At 42.7% G+C, this 16,915-nt stretch carries 14 protein-coding genes; 4 read left to right on the top strand and 10 right to left on the bottom strand.

Annotated elements, in window-relative coordinates; genetic code table 11:
• Positions 1-43: 43 nt before the first annotated feature.
• Both yddG and yjjG read right to left on the bottom strand, forming a co-directional pair.
• The gene (gene yddG, locus OCT63_RS11875) at positions 44-973 is read right to left on the bottom strand and encodes an aromatic amino acid DMT transporter YddG (protein ID WP_161674028.1); all 930 of its coding nucleotides are present in this window, start codon (positions 971-973) and stop codon (positions 44-46) included.
• A gap of 174 nt (positions 974-1,147) precedes the next feature.
• The gene (yjjG, locus tag OCT63_RS11880) at positions 1,148-1,822 is read right to left on the bottom strand and encodes a pyrimidine 5'-nucleotidase (RefSeq protein ID WP_060469542.1); all 675 of its coding nucleotides are present in this window, start codon (positions 1,820-1,822) and stop codon (positions 1,148-1,150) included.
• A 625-nt stretch (positions 1,823-2,447) separates the two neighbouring features.
• Between yjjG and yiaY the strand changes: the two genes are divergently transcribed.
• A complete protein-coding gene (gene yiaY, locus OCT63_RS11885; RefSeq protein WP_060469541.1) occupies positions 2,448-3,596 on the top strand; it encodes an L-threonine dehydrogenase in 1,149 nt (382 codons plus the stop codon).
• Between the two features lie 209 nt (positions 3,597-3,805).
• Here yiaY and OCT63_RS11890 read toward each other — a convergent pair whose 3' ends face one another.
• The 3 genes from OCT63_RS11890 to OCT63_RS11900 all read right to left on the bottom strand — a co-directional run bounded on the left by OCT63_RS11890 (position 3,806) and on the right by OCT63_RS11900 (position 7,124).
• Positions 3,806-4,240: a YccF domain-containing protein gene (locus OCT63_RS11890; RefSeq protein WP_060469540.1), complete on the bottom strand. Its 435-nt coding sequence runs from the start codon at positions 4,238-4,240 to the stop codon at positions 3,806-3,808.
• A 548-nt stretch (positions 4,241-4,788) separates the two neighbouring features.
• Positions 4,789-5,820 (bottom strand): L-threonine 3-dehydrogenase, encoded by a 1,032-nt coding sequence (gene tdh / locus OCT63_RS11895; RefSeq protein WP_017059546.1) that lies wholly within the window; start codon positions 5,818-5,820, stop codon positions 4,789-4,791.
• Positions 5,821-5,930: 110 nt separating this feature from the next.
• Positions 5,931-7,124: a glycine C-acetyltransferase gene (locus OCT63_RS11900; protein ID WP_176679902.1), complete on the bottom strand. Its 1,194-nt coding sequence runs from the start codon at positions 7,122-7,124 to the stop codon at positions 5,931-5,933.
• Positions 7,125-7,554: 430 nt separating this feature from the next.
• Here OCT63_RS11900 and OCT63_RS11905 point away from each other — a divergent pair, with 430 nt between their 5' ends.
• The gene (locus tag OCT63_RS11905; RefSeq protein WP_269983785.1) at positions 7,555-8,487 is read left to right on the top strand and encodes a LysR family transcriptional regulator; all 933 of its coding nucleotides are present in this window, start codon (positions 7,555-7,557) and stop codon (positions 8,485-8,487) included.
• 49 nt (positions 8,488-8,536) lie between these two features.
• Here the strand turns inward: OCT63_RS11905 and OCT63_RS11910 are convergent, their stop codons facing one another.
• Positions 8,537-9,364 carry a LysR family transcriptional regulator gene (locus OCT63_RS11910; protein WP_269983786.1) on the bottom strand — a complete coding sequence of 276 codons (828 nt, stop codon included), beginning with the start codon at positions 9,362-9,364 and terminating at the stop codon, positions 8,537-8,539.
• A 160-nt stretch (positions 9,365-9,524) separates the two neighbouring features.
• Between OCT63_RS11910 and OCT63_RS11915 the strand changes: the two genes are divergently transcribed.
• Positions 9,525-9,713 (top strand): hypothetical protein, encoded by a 189-nt coding sequence (locus OCT63_RS11915; protein WP_060469536.1) that lies wholly within the window; start codon positions 9,525-9,527, stop codon positions 9,711-9,713.
• A gap of 263 nt (positions 9,714-9,976) precedes the next feature.
• On the opposite strand, the gene OCT63_RS11920 is transcribed toward OCT63_RS11915, so the two are convergent.
• From OCT63_RS11920 to OCT63_RS11935, 4 genes are all read right to left on the bottom strand, one after another.
• Positions 9,977-11,512, bottom strand: coding sequence for a PepSY-associated TM helix domain-containing protein (locus tag OCT63_RS11920; RefSeq protein ID WP_161686944.1), 1,536 nt, complete (start codon positions 11,510-11,512; stop codon positions 9,977-9,979).
• Between the two features lie 111 nt (positions 11,513-11,623).
• On the bottom strand, positions 11,624-11,974 hold the full coding sequence (locus OCT63_RS11925) for a hypothetical protein (RefSeq protein WP_161674040.1): 351 nt from the start codon (positions 11,972-11,974) through the stop codon (positions 11,624-11,626).
• Between the two features lie 295 nt (positions 11,975-12,269).
• Positions 12,270-12,665 (bottom strand): cytochrome b562, encoded by a 396-nt coding sequence (locus OCT63_RS11930; RefSeq protein WP_017058552.1) that lies wholly within the window; start codon positions 12,663-12,665, stop codon positions 12,270-12,272.
• Positions 12,666-12,831: 166 nt separating this feature from the next.
• Positions 12,832-13,578, bottom strand: coding sequence for a phosphatase (locus OCT63_RS11935; RefSeq protein ID WP_269983787.1), 747 nt, complete (start codon positions 13,576-13,578; stop codon positions 12,832-12,834).
• A 319-nt stretch (positions 13,579-13,897) separates the two neighbouring features.
• On the opposite strand from OCT63_RS11935, the gene OCT63_RS11940 reads away from it, so the two are divergent.
• Complete coding sequence (locus OCT63_RS11940) at positions 13,898-16,915, top strand: HD domain-containing phosphohydrolase (protein WP_269983788.1); 3,018 nt, start codon at positions 13,898-13,900, stop codon at positions 16,913-16,915.

The following is a 16,915-nucleotide window of genomic DNA, read 5'->3' on the forward strand; positions in this document are numbered from 1 at the left end:
CTAACAAATGAGGAAAAACCTCACGCGACAAGATAACATCAGATTAAGGGGAAGATTGAACCTCTTTAGAAGCCGACACCTTTGATGTCGGCTTTTCTCTAGTTACCCACCAGCAAGCGAGCGAACCAATCGTCACCATACACACGCCCTGCCAAAACGTGATGCTCAATGACAAACCGAGAATCACGGAAGACAGTAAGGTAGAGAAGATTGGCGTAAAATACGACATGGTCGCCAGAAACATCATATTGCCACCTAATATTGCTGTATTCCAAAGTGCGTAACCTGCTCCCATACAAGCCCCAGCAAGCACTAAGTCAATCGCCGCACTCGTTGTCATTACCATGCCGGTTTCATCACTCAGTGCATATTTAATCCACAGGGTGACCGCGGTAGCGATAAAGAAAAACACAATCGCATTTTGGCCTTTAGCAACCCGTTGGGTGTAATTGCAATACACAGCCCAAATAATTGCTCCGAAAAATGCCATCGAATAGGTTTTAGGATTCGTCGCAATATTAGCCGCTATTTGGTCGACAGAAAGCCCCTGCTCGCCACTGATGCTCCAAGCCACGCCAAAAAATGCCAAGAAGATACTTGGATAAACTAACCAGTTGATCTTTTTATCGCTCAACAATACCGCAAACAACACTGTCAGTGCTGGCCAGAGATAATTGATCACCGCCATTTCTAAGGCTTGATGTCGATTGTTTGCCATTCCCAAAGCCAAAGCCAAGAAAATCTCGTAGCAAACAAATAAAGCACCGCCGATCAACAAGTATGACTTAGAGAAGCGCGACGGCTTAGGTAGCCCCATAACACAAACCAACAACAGTGAGCTCACCGTATAAAGACTGGCTGCGCCACCAATGGGCCCCAGTTGTTCTGAAACGCTACGAGACAGTGCAATTAAGCAGCTCCAAAGTAAAATGGCAGTAATACCGTAGCAGCTATGGCGATGAGATTTCAGCACGCCTCTTCCTTATATTCATTGTCTTGGTCTTCAGTGCCAAGCATCAGGCCGACTGTGCTTCAACGCTGCAATCTATGTTTTAAGCTAGATGATAAACCAGTAGAAAAATCAACCGAGCACATGCTGGTACTCGGTTGTCGATAATTAACTTATAAAGTCAAAACTAGCAGGCGATTATGCCAGTAGAAGATCTTGTAGGTCAGCCAGAGATCGAACCTGATAGTGAGGGTTAATCCCCGCAGGTGTCGCTTTCTCTTGGCTATTCAGCCAACAAGTCTCAATACCAAAATCCAAGCCTCCCAATATATCAGAGTGCGGATTGTCCCCTACCATCAATACCCGTTGCTTCGATGGCAATCCGATCAGCTTATGTGCATATTCAAAAATTTCGGCGTCTGGTTTTGCGACACCGACTTCTTCAGAAATGATCACATGGTCAAAATAGCCTGTCATTCCTGTTCGCTCTAAACGGATCGATTGTAGCTCTGTGAAGCCATTAGTGATGATGCCCATATTCACTTTGCCTTTTAACGACTCCATCAACTCTTTGGCACCAGGAAGCAGAGAACAAATGTCCGCCATTGCGGCTAAAAATGCACTGTTTAATGCTGCCGTTGTTGTCTCTAACTTTGCCGCCCAGCTTTCAAAACGCGCATGCTTCAGTTGAGCTGCCGTGATACGACCATCTTGGTAATCTACCCATAATGGTAAATTAACCTCTTGATAAAATGAATAATCCTGTTCGCTAAAGTCAACACCAAAACGGGAAAACATCAACTTCATCCCTTGAAAAGCATCAAAATGAAACAAGGTTTCATCCGCATCAAAGAATATCCAATCGTACTTCATTTTATGTCCTCTTACTCGCGCTGTTGAGCAGTGCATGCGCTGTTTTGTCGTTGTTTTTATCGTTGCCTCAAAGGGCGGGTCATCACTTTACTCTCAATTTTGTGAGCCTGTATATAAATCTAATAATTTATAGAAAACAAGTCGCAAGTCATGATATATCGCAAATTCTGCCACATATTAAACCAATACCATACAATAAAAATCCATTTAAGTACCGGGAGGTACTATGAAGCACTTCTTGCCATCATCCGTAATACTTACTCCTTTTGTGGTCAAACACTACGATGAAGAACCGAATAAAAATGAAAATTCAGAAACAGAACATGAGAGCAGTTCAAACCAATGTAAAACGAGTTTGGCATCTTCTAAAGCAGACGAGTCAAACTAATAATACTCATTTGTTAGCCACTCAATTGACCATCACCTCAACATATTCTTCTTAATTTGGTTTTTTCTGCTGATAGTAAACTCACATAAAACCATAAAAACGATTGTCATATGCATCAAACTTAATACATAATCACAAAGTGGTAGTTTGGGTTAAAGCTTATCTAGGATCGAAGGTTTTCCTAATATTACCAACAACATAGAACAAATCAAAAACTATAATTAACGGAGTTTCCCAATGTCTAGCGCGTTTTACATCCCTACAATAAACTTCATGGGTACCGGCTGTTTGAAAGATGCTGCTGATAGCATTCAGTCTCAAGGCTTCAAAAAAGGTCTGATCGTTACGGATAAGATTCTTAACCAAATTGGCGTGGTAAAGCAGGTACAAGACCTTCTTAGCCAACGTAGCGTTGACGCTGTTGTCTTCGATGGCACCCAGCCAAACCCAACCATTACTAACGTTAATGACGGCCTTGAGCTACTTACAGATAATGATTGTGACTTTGTTGTTTCTCTAGGAGGTGGTTCTCCTCATGATTGCGCAAAAGGTATTGCTCTTGTCGCATCTAATGGTGGCAAAATCTCAGATTACGAAGGTGTTGATCAGTCTGAAAAACCAATGATGCCATTAATTGCTATCAATACCACAGCGGGTACTGCATCTGAAATGACACGTTTCTGCATCATCACTGATGAAGAGCGTCACATTAAGATGGCTATCGTAGATAAGCACACAACGCCGCTTATCTCTGTAAACGATCCTGAACTGATGCTTGCTAAACCTGCATCACTAACGGCTGCAACAGGTATGGACGCGTTAACACACGCAATCGAAGCCTACGTTTCTATCGCAGCAACGCCAATCACAGACGCAGTAGCCATTAAAGCTATTGAGCTTGTGCAAGCGAACCTAAGAACAGCCGTAACGCACGGCGAAGACATTGAAGCTCGTGAGCAAATGGCTTACGCACAGTTTATGGCAGGAATGGCATTCAACAACGCTTCTCTTGGTTATGTTCACGCAATGGCGCATCAACTGGGTGGGTTCTATGACCTTCCACACGGTGTATGTAACGCTATCTTGCTTCCACACGTTCAACGCTACAACGCGCAAGTTTGTCCAGAGCGTCTACGTGACGTTGCGAAAGCAATGGGCGTAAATGTTGAGGGGATGTCACCGGAGCAAGGCGCAGACGCAGCAATTAACGCAATTGTTCAATTAGCGAATGATGTAAATATCCCAACAGGCATCGCACAGTTAGGCGCCAAACTAGAAGATATTCCAACCCTATCAGACAACGCACTGAAAGACGCATGTGGTTTCACTAACCCTAAACAAGCCACGCACGAAGAAATTTCAGCGATCTTCGAAGCAGCGATGTAGTCTAGCTACCCGTCACTTGTTATTAAAACAGGTCAAAACAAACACAAACGGGCTCACCTTCTGAGCCCGTTTTCTTTTATCAGTCGTATCACATCAAGCCTTTGCCTCTGGCACCGTCAAATTAGACACTCGATAGGAACCACGACGTAAAAAAAGCACATCATACGATATGCTTTTCAACTTTATATCAAGCTCAGAAGACCGGAGCCTTAGCCTTTGTAGTTTCTTACTCGTGCCGCATCGGCTTCATGCTTGTCGACAACCGTTTTACCGATTGGCGCCAGTGAAATAACCGCTAACTTTAAATGCTGAATCGCAAACGGAATACCGATGATCGTAATGAAGCACGCCACTGCTGACATGATGTGACCCATCGCAAGCCAGATTCCCGCAAATAAAAACCAAATGATGTTCCCAATCACACCTAACGGACTCGTGCCTATATCCATCTCATTAGTTAACTCATCACGCGAAATCGCTTCTTGTCCGAATGGGAAAAAAGAGAAGTTACCCATTACAAAACACGCTCTGCCCCAAGGGATACCAACAATGGTGAGGAATGCAAGTAGCCCGAAGAACCACCAAGCCAGTCCCATAAATACGCCACCGAACAGAAACCAAATGATGTTTCCTATTGTTCTCATTCTGTATTCTCCAAATCTTTTTATACGTTTATTTCATATGCCGAGTGAGGCAATGTTTATTGTAATAGGTTCATTATTATCGAGCCTTTATGAACCACCTACACTTTATATTTTTGACGCGCACCAAGGATCTCCATAACCATATAGGTATCAACTATTTTATTTGATACCATAAATATACAACTAGAACCTTCTGTTAAACAGCGCCCCACGCTAATTCACCCATAGCGTGCCCAGCAGCAGTGCAAACACTTCAACTAATTTAAGGCCTAATTTATGAATAACCCTAAGCAACCTAAAAAGAAAATGAAAAACTGGGTGCCTATCGTCTTTTTCGCACTTCTGAGTACAGTTCCTGTGCTCATGTTTTTAGTCGACGTGTACATCAACCAGTATATGTAACAAAATCTGCCATCCTATCTGAGTGATAATGAATACAGTAATTATGTCCTGTATTCATCTCAACTAACTAACAGCTGTTCTCGTTTAAAAACAAAAAAGGCGACAGTATCAACTATCGCCTTTTTGTTATTGATTAACTGTTAAGCTTATTCCCAGTCTAAAATTACCTTACCAGACATACCAGATCGCATCATGTCGAAGCCTTTCTGGAAGTCGTCCACTTTGTAGTGGTGAGTAATGATTGGTGTTAGATCTAGGCCAGATTGAATCAAAGAAGCCATCTTGTACCAAGTTTCGAACATCTCACGACCGTAGATACCTTTGATAACCAAGCCTTTGAAGATTACTTGGTTCCAGTCTACTGCCATGTCTGATGGTGGAATACCTAGTAGAGAGATCTTACCGCCGTGGTTCATGTTAGTCAGCATGCTGTTGAACGCAGATGGGTTACCAGACATTTCTAGGCCTACATCGAAGCCTTCAGTCATGCCAAGATCAGACATTACGTCTTCAAGCTTCTCTTCCATCACGTTTACTGCGCGAGTTACGCCCATTTTCTTAGCAAGATCTAGGCGGTATTCGTTTACATCAGTAATGACAACGTGACGAGCACCAACGTGCTTAGCAACAGCAGCAGCCATGATACCTATTGGACCAGCACCAGTGATTAGCACGTCTTCGCCTACTAGGTCGAAAGAAAGCGCTGTATGTACTGCGTTGCCAAACGGGTCAAAGATTGATGCTAGATCATCAGAGATTTCTGCAGGGATCTTAAATGCGTTGAACGCTGGGATCACAAGGAACTCAGAGAACGCACCAGTGCGATTAACACCAACACCTGTTGTGTTACGACAAAGGTGAGTACGTCCGCCACGACAGTTACGACAGTGACCACATGTGATGTGACCTTCGCCAGATACACGGTCGCCGATTTCAAAACCACGAACTTCTTGGCCGATGCCAACAACTTCACCCACGTATTCATGACCTACTACCATAGGTACTGGAATTGTGTTTTGTGACCACTCATCCCAGTTGTAGATGTGTACGTCAGTACCACAAATTGCGGTTTTCTTAATACGGATAAGAAGATCATTATGACCCATTTCAGGTTTTTCAACCTCGGTCATCCAGATGCCTTCTTCAGGCTTAAGCTTAGAAAGTGCTTTAATTTTCATAATGTTATCCAGTTCATCTCGCCTAACTGTAAGGCGAGAATCAAAAATCTATATGTGCTATTGGGCGTTGCTCTATCTAACTAAAGGATGCACAAGGCACCCCTTTAAAATTAGATGATACCCATATCTTTACCAACTTGGATGAACGCATCGATTGCGCGGTCTAGTTGCTCACGAGAGTGTGCAGCAGACATTTGTGTACGGATACGCGCTTGGCCTTTTGGTACTACAGGGAAAGAGAAACCTACAACGTAGATGCCTTTCTCTAGAGCGCGCTCTGCGAATTCAGCTGCTACTTTTGCATCACCAAGCATGATTGGGATGATAGCGTGGTCAGCACCACCCATTGTGAAACCCGCTTCTTCCATGCGAGTACGGAAGTGAGCAGAGTTTTCCCATAGTTGAGTACGTAGATCGCCAGATTCCGCTAGAAGATCTAGAACACGGATAGACGCCGATACGATTGCAGGTGCAACAGAGTTAGAGAATAGGTATGGACGAGAACGCTGACGTAACCAATCGATTACTTCTTTCTTACCAGAAGTGTAACCGCCTGAAGCGCCACCCATTGCTTTACCAAGCGTACCTGTGATGATGTCGATACGGTCAACAACGTTGTGGAACTCGTGAGTACCCGCGCCGTTTTCGCCCATGAAGCCCACTGCGTGAGAATCATCAACCATTACTAGTGCGCCGTACTTGTCTGCAAGGTCACAGATAGCAGGAAGGTTAGCCACTACGCCGTCCATAGAGAATACGCCGTCAGTTACGATAAGCGTGTGACGAGCGCCAGCTTCTTTAGCTGCGATAAGTTGTTGCTCTAGCTCTTCCATGTTGTTGTTCGCGTAGCGGAAGCGCATTGCTTTACACAGACGAACACCATCGATGATAGATGCGTGGTTTAGAGCATCAGAAATGATTGCGTCTTCTTTGCCTAGAATTGTTTCGAATAGGCCAGCGTTCGCATCAAAACAAGATGTGTACAGGATTGTGTCTTCTTTACCAAGGAACGTAGATAGCTTTTGCTCTAGTTCTTTGTGAGAGTCTTGAGTACCACAGATGAAACGCACTGAAGCCATACCAAAACCGTGTTGATCCATACCACCTTTCGCAGCTTCGATCAGTTCAGGGTGGTTAGCAAGGCCTAAGTAGTTGTTTGCACAGAAATTTAATACTTCTTCACCAGTCGAGATAGAAACCGCTGCTTTTTGAGCAGAAGTGATAATGCGCTCAGACTTGTAAAGACCTTCTTCTTTAACTTCTTCGATTTGAGTTTGAATCTGTTGGTAAAATGCAGAAGACATTGTTCATTCCTTCCTAATTATTATTCAGCAGCATCGCGCGCCGCTTTATGTAGGGATATAAACGATCTCAAAACGATCATTTACACTGTAAAACTAATGCCTATATTCTAGTTGAACATCCGCAGTCCGATTATCCCTTTAGTTGGAAAAACATTAGTGAACCTGAGGCACGAATAATAATTCATCCCAGTGACACAGGGCACATAAACGCGTCTTACCTGCTCTTTTTAACGTCAAATTGCCTTCCATATCGGCCTAATTTCGCTTTCATATCAAATATCAATTTTTCATCTCAGAACGATATAGTGATGAATTTAGGTTTGTCTCAGAAAATCCAGCCATTTAATTGATGAAATTGATTCACAAATCACACGTAATCACTCACAATTGCCATTACGCTCATCGTTGAAACTTGTTTAACTGGATACTTATGATCAACCCTAAGCTCATTGCCCTACTTCCTGATCTCGCCTCGTTCATTTTAGTGGTGAATGAAGGGAGCTTTACCGCTGCAGCAAAACAGTTAGGGGTTACACCCTCTGCGTTGAGTAAGCTGATCACACGTTTAGAAAAAGCACTTTCAGTAAAGCTGTTTGAACGCACGACTCGTACATTGATCATCACGCAAGCTGGCCAACTGGTTTACGACCAAAGCGTGGTTATGATTAATGCGGCGCAGCAAGCGGTTGAACTGTCTACCTCTGACCACACAGAACCTGCGGGGTCTATAACGGTGGCGGCACCAGAAGCCTTCCTAAACTCTGTTCTTCAGCCTTTCGTTGTTCCATTCTTAAACCAGTATCCTGAGATCCAACTTAAATTAAGAGCGGCTGATGGCGACATCGACATATTACGCCAAGGCATCGACATCGCGTTTCGCCTTACCGATAAGCCCGACGAAAGCTTGGTTTTGAAAGAGCTTGGAAAGACAAACCTCGTGTTATGTGCGAGCCCCGACTATCTGAAAGCCAAAGGGGTTCCTAGCCACCCAACTGACCTTTCGGAACATGACTGTTTGTATCTTGCAGAGACAGACAAAGACCACATTTGGGACTTCTTGAAAGACGATGAATTTCACACGGTATCCGTCAGTGGCCGTTACGCGGTAAACCACTCTCAGATGCGACTCAAAGGTGCGAAAGAAGGCCTTGGCGTAGGTATTTTCCACGACTTTGTTATTCAAGATGCGTTGGCTGAAGGCTCTGTGGTGCAAGTGCTAGAAAATTGGACCATCAAGAGTAACTACCATGGTGCAATCGCGATGCAATTTGCTCAAACCAAATATATGCCCGCTCGCCTTCGTGTGTTCATTAATTACGCCATGGAGCACTTGGGTGATAAGTTAGCCAGGGAACTAAAGTAATATTGATAGAGATCTGCTGCTCACAATATCAGACTAACTAAAAGGATTATTAATTCAAAATCCTATCCAGTTCCATTCTAATAAATGCTGAAATTTCGACCAATTTTCTCGGCAGTGGATTTTGGTAAGGGTAGGCAATATACATGGATCTTTCTGTGTCAAAAACCTGCGTAATATGAATGTTCTTATTTATTTGGCTTCCTTTCATAAGATAATTCGGAATCACACCCACGCCTACGCCTTTAGAAACAAAGTTCATTAGAATAGATGTATTATCAACTTCAATTACATCACTATACCTCTGCTTTATCTCCTCTTTATTAGAGTGTCTTTTATAGATTAATAACGTGTTATTTTGAGTGTTATCAAGTTGCGAGATTACAATATCATTATAATTTCCAACTTCATGTGCAATCAATGTTTCATCAACAACGTTATTTAGTCTAATTGCAATATCGATATTGCTTTCCAATAAATTTTCAACATTATTATTTGATGATACTTCAAAGTTCACGGCTGGGTATCGTTCTTTAAGGCCTTTAAGAATTTCACCAAAAATAGAAGAGGCGACTGAGTTAGGCATTGTTATTTTAAATTTTCCACTAATACAATCACTAAGTGATTTCGCTCTATAATTCAACGCTTGTAAATTATCTAAAGCTTCGATGGCAAGCTCTTTGATACTTTCTCCGTGATCAGTCAAAACGAGTTTTCTTGTTGTTCTGTGAACGAGTGTCACTCCAATTTGCATCTCTAAGGCTGCTAGTTGGCGACTGACTTGAGCCTTCGACTTTCCCAGTTCCTTGGAAGCCTCCGTCAAGGAAAGGTGCTTACAAACTGCTGCAAAGCAGATTAGTTCATTGTTCATCAATTCCATGATTGTTACCTATTTGCAACTCTGGGTCACGTTGTATTTAAAATGTCTCCTTAGTATAACTACATTTAGTCGAAGGGGGGAAGTGGCATTAGAAATAATATTCAAGTAATAGAAATATTTTAAAAAAATTAAATCCATAAACTATATACGGGTACATACCATGAAAAAAGAAAAACAAATTTCAAAAAAAATATACAACTTGATAAATAACATTATAAATTTTTATACAAAAGTTTTTGTTACGTTATTTGGTGATGAAATTAATTTCCGTCACAACAAGGATAAAATCAATGTTCGAAACACGTCTGATTTTAGTGAACACATGAAACGAGACCTTGGTTTAGATTAATTGATCAATTAACATCAGTAAATAAAAGATAAACTGTTTAAACTTCAAGATAGTTTCTTATGTGTTAATGCATAATTTCACAAACATTGTCGCAACTCCTGATGGACCACAGCGAGAACGGTATTCATTATCATCGTCTACCAGTTAGAACTAATTTTTTCGTTAAGTTACAATTTTTTATTAAAAAATCAAAGTTGAACATATGATCTTAATCATGAAACTGACCCTCTCAAACAAAGAAGGTCAGTTTGTGTATTAATTAACTAATTAAGAACAGTTTTGAACTTTTCAATACGCGAAAACAGCAGCCAATCCAACAGCATCGCAGCCACAATCGTTGCACCCGCAAGTGGAAACAGTACTGAAATAACAACGACTGTGCCTAAACCTGCTTTCCATAAGCCTGCATCACCGAACTTAGGTGGCGTGCCAAGCTTACGTTGGCCTGAAGGTCTGCGCATCCACCACATCACTCCGCCAGTCACCGACACAACAATAAACGCCAAGCAGAACAGAGCGTTTAGAAGCTTATTGATGATACTGATGTCACCTTGGTGCAGAGAAATACCGACCGCTAGTGTCTTAGCGATGATATTGTAATCCTGCCATGTGACTTCACCGAGAATACGGCCTGAGTATTGGTCTAGGTGAGTAGTACGATCCTGAGTAGGATCGACGATATCACCGCCCATGGTATTCGCAGTCACCGTGTAAACACCGGTTTCTGAACGCGGGAAATTCACCTTGTATTGAGTGAAACCAAGTGAGTGCGCTTTTTGGATAACATCATCAATCCCGAAACTGCTTGCTGACATCATATGTTGAGAGTGGTCTTCGCCCATCTTAGAGTGATCATGAGGTTCAGATGCCTCTTCCACGTGATGTACATGTTCTGCAGGCTTATCTTGAGACAAGGGCAGCGGTGTCTGTTCTAGATTCCATGGAAGTTCTTCCTCTGAGCCATGGTTAAGCGATGTGTGCGTCTTATCAGACAGCGGAATATCATCCCACATTTGAGCAGGGAAAGTGCTCCATGCTTGAACTAGTTTACCTCCCCAGAAGCCTGTCCAAGCCAATCCTGAGAGAATAAACAGCAGTAGGATGAGAGATAACGTGCCACCGATATTCGCATGTAAATCACGCAAAAGCACACGTGGGCCAGATGAAACTCTCAGTTTGAGAAATCCAGCACGGCTCGCGTTGTCTCTTGGCAGCCACAAGTAAATGCCGCTGACAAGAAGCAGAATCGATAAGCTAATTGCGACTTCAATGAGGTAATCCCCCCAATCGCCAATCAATAACGTGCCATGAATATCGTTCGCGAGTTCGTAGAGGCTTTCACTACGTGGTACTTCACCGACGACTTCGCCAGTATATTGATTCACAGTTGCGAAAACCGATGTGCCATCTTCCAGAGATACTGAAAATCGGTTCGCCAAACCCGGCACTTTGCTCGGAGCAAACTGCGTCACCGAACCTTGTGGATATTGAAGTTGTACTGCCGTTAGCTGTTGTGAAACCTTGACAGGTTCGCCCGATACAACAATCTCAATCGCATCGTGATGGAAAGCGAGTTCGATTTCATCATCAAACAGCATCACCAAGCCAGTAATGCTCAACATTAACATAAACGGAATAACAAATAGCCCAGCATAGAAGTGCCAGCGCCAGGTTAGAAAATAGAGGATTTTATGGCGTTCTTTGCTTTTTATATTGGTTTCCGAACCGGTTGTTGCACTGCTTTTAGATTGCGAAGTTGCTTGTGCTTTCGCAGAGGTTTGAGATTCATTTCTCAACATTATAATTTCCTTTGACACACACAAACTTACCTTCTGAAAAATCAGAAAGTAACTTGAGCATGGTTAACTTTACTTAATACTTTATTTTTTAATTATTTTGGTGAGTTAGGTTTAAGCAAGATCAAAGGGAGGGCCACGTGGGGCTTGTCTCGTGTAGCGTACGCTTAGAGCCAAAAAAGCGTAGCTGTCTGAGACAATAGAACTCAATCGAGTTGTCAGTAGTGTAGTTGGAAGTTCGTCTTGGTGAAACGTGGAAAAATGGCTAAAGGGACACGGCTTACCTTTGTGAGTATTGGGTTCACCTTCTTCAATTTGAACCAGTTCAAAGCCGTTGACCGTACATAACGACGCCCATACTCCCGCACTATTACCATGAGCATTGATAACAGGCATTAGTGTTACTAACACCCAGCTTAATGCTGTGGCAAGTAACATGGGGAAGTTGAACGAGGTTCGACGCATTATTCCAAATCTTTATAAATCTTACTTATTATGAGGCACTTATTATTCAGGTAAACGTAAAGATTAACATCAGGTTAAAAAATTGAATCTAACGCACACTCTTTTTAGTTAAAAACGGGGGACAACGGAAGAGCCAAGAAAATATTACGCACCTCTGTGCAATAAATTGTTTATAAAAAAGACAATAAAAAACGCCGCCTTACACTTTCTCTAGAGAAGGTAATGTAAGGCGGCGTTTTAGAAATCGAATCTTGAGGTTTTGCTCTCTAGCAAACAAACGCTCTTGATTAACGAATTAACCGAAGATCTTGCTCCAAATGCTTGGGTTACGCTTCTCATGGTACTCTTCACGAAGGCCATCGATAGTGCGAAGTTCTTGCTGTGCAGACGCAAAGTCACCTTGGTCTAGCTTTTGCTCAATGTTATCAATTGATGCGCTGATCTTTTTAAAACCTTCCATGAAGTGTTCTTCTTTCTCAATTGGGTAAACACCCGTTTTCAGCTCTGCAACTAACGTGTCTATGCGTACGATAGGCTTTTGCATCTCTTCAATGCTTTGAGCTTCTGCCGCTTGTTTGAATGCAAGCTTCATTTCTTGCATATTTTTCTTAAGGTCGACATTGGCAAAAGCGTTGCCAGACAACACAGAAGCAGCGATTAAACCAGATAAAAGGATTGAGCGAGTTTTCATTATTTCTCCAAGTGAAGCAGTGTCTTCGAAGATAGCGCCATCGTTATTGTGGCACTTCGACTTTATTATTTTCGGCTAGTGTATACAAAAATCTGCCGGGTACAAAAATTGATTGTGTCGAAATGCAAACTAGCTAGCTAATTACTAAAAATTATCGGGCCTTCCATCACTCAAATAGCGAAAACTCGGTGATAGATTGACGACCGCGCAGTGCTAAAAAGGCTAAGAATTGCTGTGGTGAATGGGTAACGACCTTGCTCGAATTCACGCCCACCTCATCAAGTAGTGAAGACACGAGATCCAACCCGCCTACATCTAAGCAGAAGTGGGCATCGCTTCCGGTAGTAATAAAAGCCCCTTTCGCTTTCGCAATTCTCGCGATCTCGAAACAGCGGTCGACACTACCAACACGGCTATTGCCTTTGAGTGTGGTGTTATTAATCTCGATTGCGACATTATGTTGGGCTGCGCATTCAATCACAGTTTCAAAATCGAAATCAAAATTTGGGTTCCCTAAGTGGCCAAGTGCATCAATTCGACCACCCCTAATCACATTCAACAACGCTTCCGTATGAGTTGCGGCATCCGACGGACGAAACACTGGCTCGTGGAAGCTGGCAATCACCCAATCCAGGTTCTTATCAACACTAGGGTGAATATCTATTTCACCCTGTGTGTTCATGATGTTTGATTCCACGCCGCGGATGATAGCAACGTCTTCGATAAAACGAGGAAGTACACGCTGATTACTGAAGAACCAATAGTGTGGCGCGCCCGGCATCGACTCTGAGTGATCGGTTGTACAAAACATTGTTAAACCGTTTTGCTTCGCCGACTTTGCGTTTTCGATCAGCGTGCTGTAAGCGTGACCACTCGCGTACGTGTGGGTATGGGTATCTACTTTTAGTTCCATGAATCAATGCCTCTAGCTTGGTCTCTAAACGTTTTTCAAAAAGGTATCTCTGATATCGCTTTCTGAAAAGGAGTGCCTCGTGGCAACAATTTAACCAGTTTATCAGTTGAAAGTGACAATTAGCACCTAAGCATAGAGCTTTTTGTTTACTTCATTCACCCTGTGGTTAGACATTGAGCTATCCAAACCTTATAAAGACTACCTCTAGAACGCTTCCTCTCATCAACGTATAACCGTACGAACTTGGTAATTACACCAATTTTTTGCAACCTACCCAAGTTCGTCAATACTTATACAAGTTAACAAACTGGAGTGTTTGATGAGAAGAAGACAATATCCGCTGAGTATCCACATCACTAGCCTTTTCTTAATTTTGACAATACTTGCCGGTGCCGTACTTATCTCAATCAGCTACCGTCATTCTCAAGAATTGCTACTAGGCACAGTGCGCGAAATTAGTAATGAGCATCGCGATAAGCTGGAATCGGTATTTAAGCAAGCCATCGCACCCGTTATCACAACCTTGAATGTGATGGCTGTGAGCTCATTTGTGGCTCATCAAACCTTCTCTACCGAGAAAGAATCTTGGCTGGCATCAATCGATATCATTTTCAAGCAGAATAAAAGTCTGGTTGCTTTATTCTATGCCTCTGACGATGGTGAATTCAGAATTTTCCGCCCTTTAAGTACCAATAGACAAAGAGCCGAAAACAATGCACCAGCCAAAGCGACCATGATGATCAGCAGTACTAATCTTAAAGGTGAAAATTTTATTACTTTTCTTGATGGCACACATCAAGTGATCAGTACCATGCAAGCTGAAAGCAAGTTTAACCCCACGGCCCGCCCTTGGTTTCGGAATGCAAAGCCTAGTGGCTCAATACAACTTTCTGAGCCCTATCAGTTCTATTTTTTACAAACCAATGGAATTACGCTTTCTAGACGATCTGCAGACGACAAGCATGTGGTTGGGGCCGATTTCACATTAGAATCTCTCTCGTCTCAAATCAGTGAACTGGCCTATTCCCCGCAAACCCGACTCGCCTTATTTGACAAACACTTTAACCTTCTTGGCCAACATCAGCTTGATCTACCGGTACCTAACCTTGCCCCTGATCAACCCGATGGTTCGATTAAACATAATGGCCAAGCTACAGGGAAGATTTCTGGTAGTGAACAAGAACACAGCTTCGTCAAAATGCCTAAACGAGAACAAATGGAAGCATTAAAATCATCCGTATTAGCACCTCTTATCTCTGATGAACAGAAATTTAATCTCAAGCTAAAAAACGTTGATTACAACTTAAATACTTGGGCACTAACGTTAACGCCCGTTGAGCTGACTCCAAACGTCACCCTTTATTTGGCAGAAGCAACACCGCACAATGATTTGCTCTCTGACCTTATTTCCATGCGGGATAAGCAAGTTGGCGCCGCAATTGGTATGTTATTGATCTGCTTCGGCATTGTATGGTTTGTCGCAAATCGCCTATCTCAACCACTCAATACGCTCGTGCAACTCACTGACAACATCACACGATTTGATTTCAGACGAACCCGCTCCCCCAAAAGCATGATTAAGGAAGTAGTTGACCTCACGCACTCGATTGAGCTGATGGAACACACGCTTCATGATCTTATTTCTCTACTTCGAGACACCGCAGGTAATCAGGAGTTTTCGATATTAACCAAGAACATTGCTCATCAAAGTTACTTAATAACCAAAGCAGAAACCATTGTGCTCTTTACTCAATCAAAAGAAAAAAACGTGTTTGATACAGCGGCCAACCTATCCATTATTCCTTTTAAAGCAGATATCAATGATTTCATCGAACATACTCCTTGGTTGCTATCTCAGCTCAAACATGGAGAAACCATCCACTTAAACCGAGAGGATAACGTTCTTAACTATTATCAAAACTCGATCTTCAATTCAGACCTGTTCCTGTTTCCTTTGTTGAACCGCGAGAAATTATTGGTTGGCATCGTCGTGATTGGCTATGAGAGGCCTATTACTAAGATTCAAACAGACAAACATGCCTTTCTAAGAGAGCTGCTGAGTTTTGCTGAAATAGCCAAAGATAACATTGACCAAATGCAACAGCAGAAAAACATGCTCAATGCCTTAATTGAACTTATTGCGTCAGCGATTGATACCAAATCACCCTATACGCAAGGGCACTGCCAAAAAGTACCTGAACTCACCAAATGGATAACCCAAGCAACCATTGATGATGACCATTATTATCCGCAATTTTCACTCGATAATAAGCAATGGGAAGAGCTGATGCTAGCCGCCTGGCTTCATGATTGCGGTAAGGTCACTACCCCTGAATATATCGTAGACAAAGCAACTAAATTGGAGACGGTTTACGACCGCATCCACGAAGTTCGCATGCGTTTCGAGTTGTTAAAACAACAAGCTGAAACGGACTATTGGAGGGCCATAGCTAATGGTGCGCTTCAAGCAGAAAGTCTCAAGATCCTCGAACAAAAACAATCAGAACTGGACGAAGAATTTTCCTTCGTTGCTAAATGCAACCTGGGTAGTGAATCAATGACGGAAGAACAAATAGAACGCTTGGACCAAATTGCAAAACGCCAATGGAAACGCACATTAGACGATCAATTAGGCTTGTCTTGGGCTGAAAAAGAGAGGTACTGTACTAACCAAGGTACAGCAGAACAGGATGAAACAGCACCAAATAACAACAAACAGGCGCTTCCCGTAATGGAACCATTACTTGCTGATAAACCCGAACATAAAATACCGTGGGATAACGGCTTTAACCCAGCAGACGTGTGGCAAGAAGAGTTCGTACTCAAACCCGGAGAAACAAAATACAACCAAGGTGAGCTGCATAACTTGAAAGTGCGCCATGGTACGCTAAACGATGAAGAACGTTTCATGGTAAACGACCATATCATTCAGACTTTCATCATGCTCAGCAAACTCCCTTACCCGTCTTATCTCAAAAACATTCCCGATCTCGCCAGCGGCCACCACGAGCGTATTGACGGTAAAGGTTATCCAAGAGGTCTAAACGAAGAGCAATTGCCCTTACCCTCTAGAGCAATAGCGATTGCCGGCGCCTTTGAAGCTTTAACGTCAAGTGACCGTCCGTACAAGAAGGGCAAACATTTAGATGAATCACTGAGTATCATGACCGACATGGCAACCAGCGGTCACATTGATCCGAAACTGTATTTACTGTTTCTGGAGAACAAGATTTATGACAAATACGCGGCTCGATTCCTTGAACCTAACCAACGGTGTAACATTGATCAGGATAAGCATATCCGTCGAGTGAAAGAGTACATACGCTCGTTGTTCTAG

The sequence above is a fragment of the Vibrio sp. RW genome, assembly GCF_027587105.1.
In the GTDB taxonomy this organism is placed as follows: Bacteria; Pseudomonadota; Gammaproteobacteria; order Enterobacterales; family Vibrionaceae; genus Vibrio; species Vibrio toranzoniae.

What these genes read in the sequence shown, in the direction of transcription:
- yjjG (WP_060469542.1), bottom strand. Translation starts at nt 1,822, where the DNA reads ATGAAGTACGATTGGATATTCTTTGATGCGGATGAAACCTTGTTTCAT.
- yiaY (WP_060469541.1), top strand. Translation starts at nt 2,448, where the DNA reads ATGTCTAGCGCGTTTTACATCCCTACAATAAACTTCATGGGTACCGGC.
- OCT63_RS11890 (WP_060469540.1), bottom strand. Translation starts at nt 4,240, where the DNA reads ATGAGAACAATAGGAAACATCATTTGGTTTCTGTTCGGTGGCGTATTT.
- tdh (WP_017059546.1), bottom strand. Translation starts at nt 5,820, where the DNA reads ATGAAAATTAAAGCACTTTCTAAGCTTAAGCCTGAAGAAGGCATCTGG.
- OCT63_RS11900 (WP_176679902.1), bottom strand. Translation starts at nt 7,124, where the DNA reads ATGTCTTCTGCATTTTACCAACAGATTCAAACTCAAATCGAAGAAGTT.
- OCT63_RS11905 (WP_269983785.1), top strand. Translation starts at nt 7,555, where the DNA reads ATGATCAACCCTAAGCTCATTGCCCTACTTCCTGATCTCGCCTCGTTC.
- OCT63_RS11910 (WP_269983786.1), bottom strand. Translation starts at nt 9,364, where the DNA reads ATGGAATTGATGAACAATGAACTAATCTGCTTTGCAGCAGTTTGTAAG.
- OCT63_RS11915 (WP_060469536.1), top strand. Translation starts at nt 9,525, where the DNA reads ATGAAAAAAGAAAAACAAATTTCAAAAAAAATATACAACTTGATAAAT.
- OCT63_RS11920 (WP_161686944.1), bottom strand. Translation starts at nt 11,512, where the DNA reads ATGTTGAGAAATGAATCTCAAACCTCTGCGAAAGCACAAGCAACTTCG.
- OCT63_RS11925 (WP_161674040.1), bottom strand. Translation starts at nt 11,974, where the DNA reads ATGCGTCGAACCTCGTTCAACTTCCCCATGTTACTTGCCACAGCATTA.
- OCT63_RS11930 (WP_017058552.1), bottom strand. Translation starts at nt 12,665, where the DNA reads ATGAAAACTCGCTCAATCCTTTTATCTGGTTTAATCGCTGCTTCTGTG.
- OCT63_RS11935 (WP_269983787.1), bottom strand. Translation starts at nt 13,578, where the DNA reads ATGGAACTAAAAGTAGATACCCATACCCACACGTACGCGAGTGGTCAC.
- OCT63_RS11940 (WP_269983788.1), top strand. Translation starts at nt 13,898, where the DNA reads ATGAGAAGAAGACAATATCCGCTGAGTATCCACATCACTAGCCTTTTC.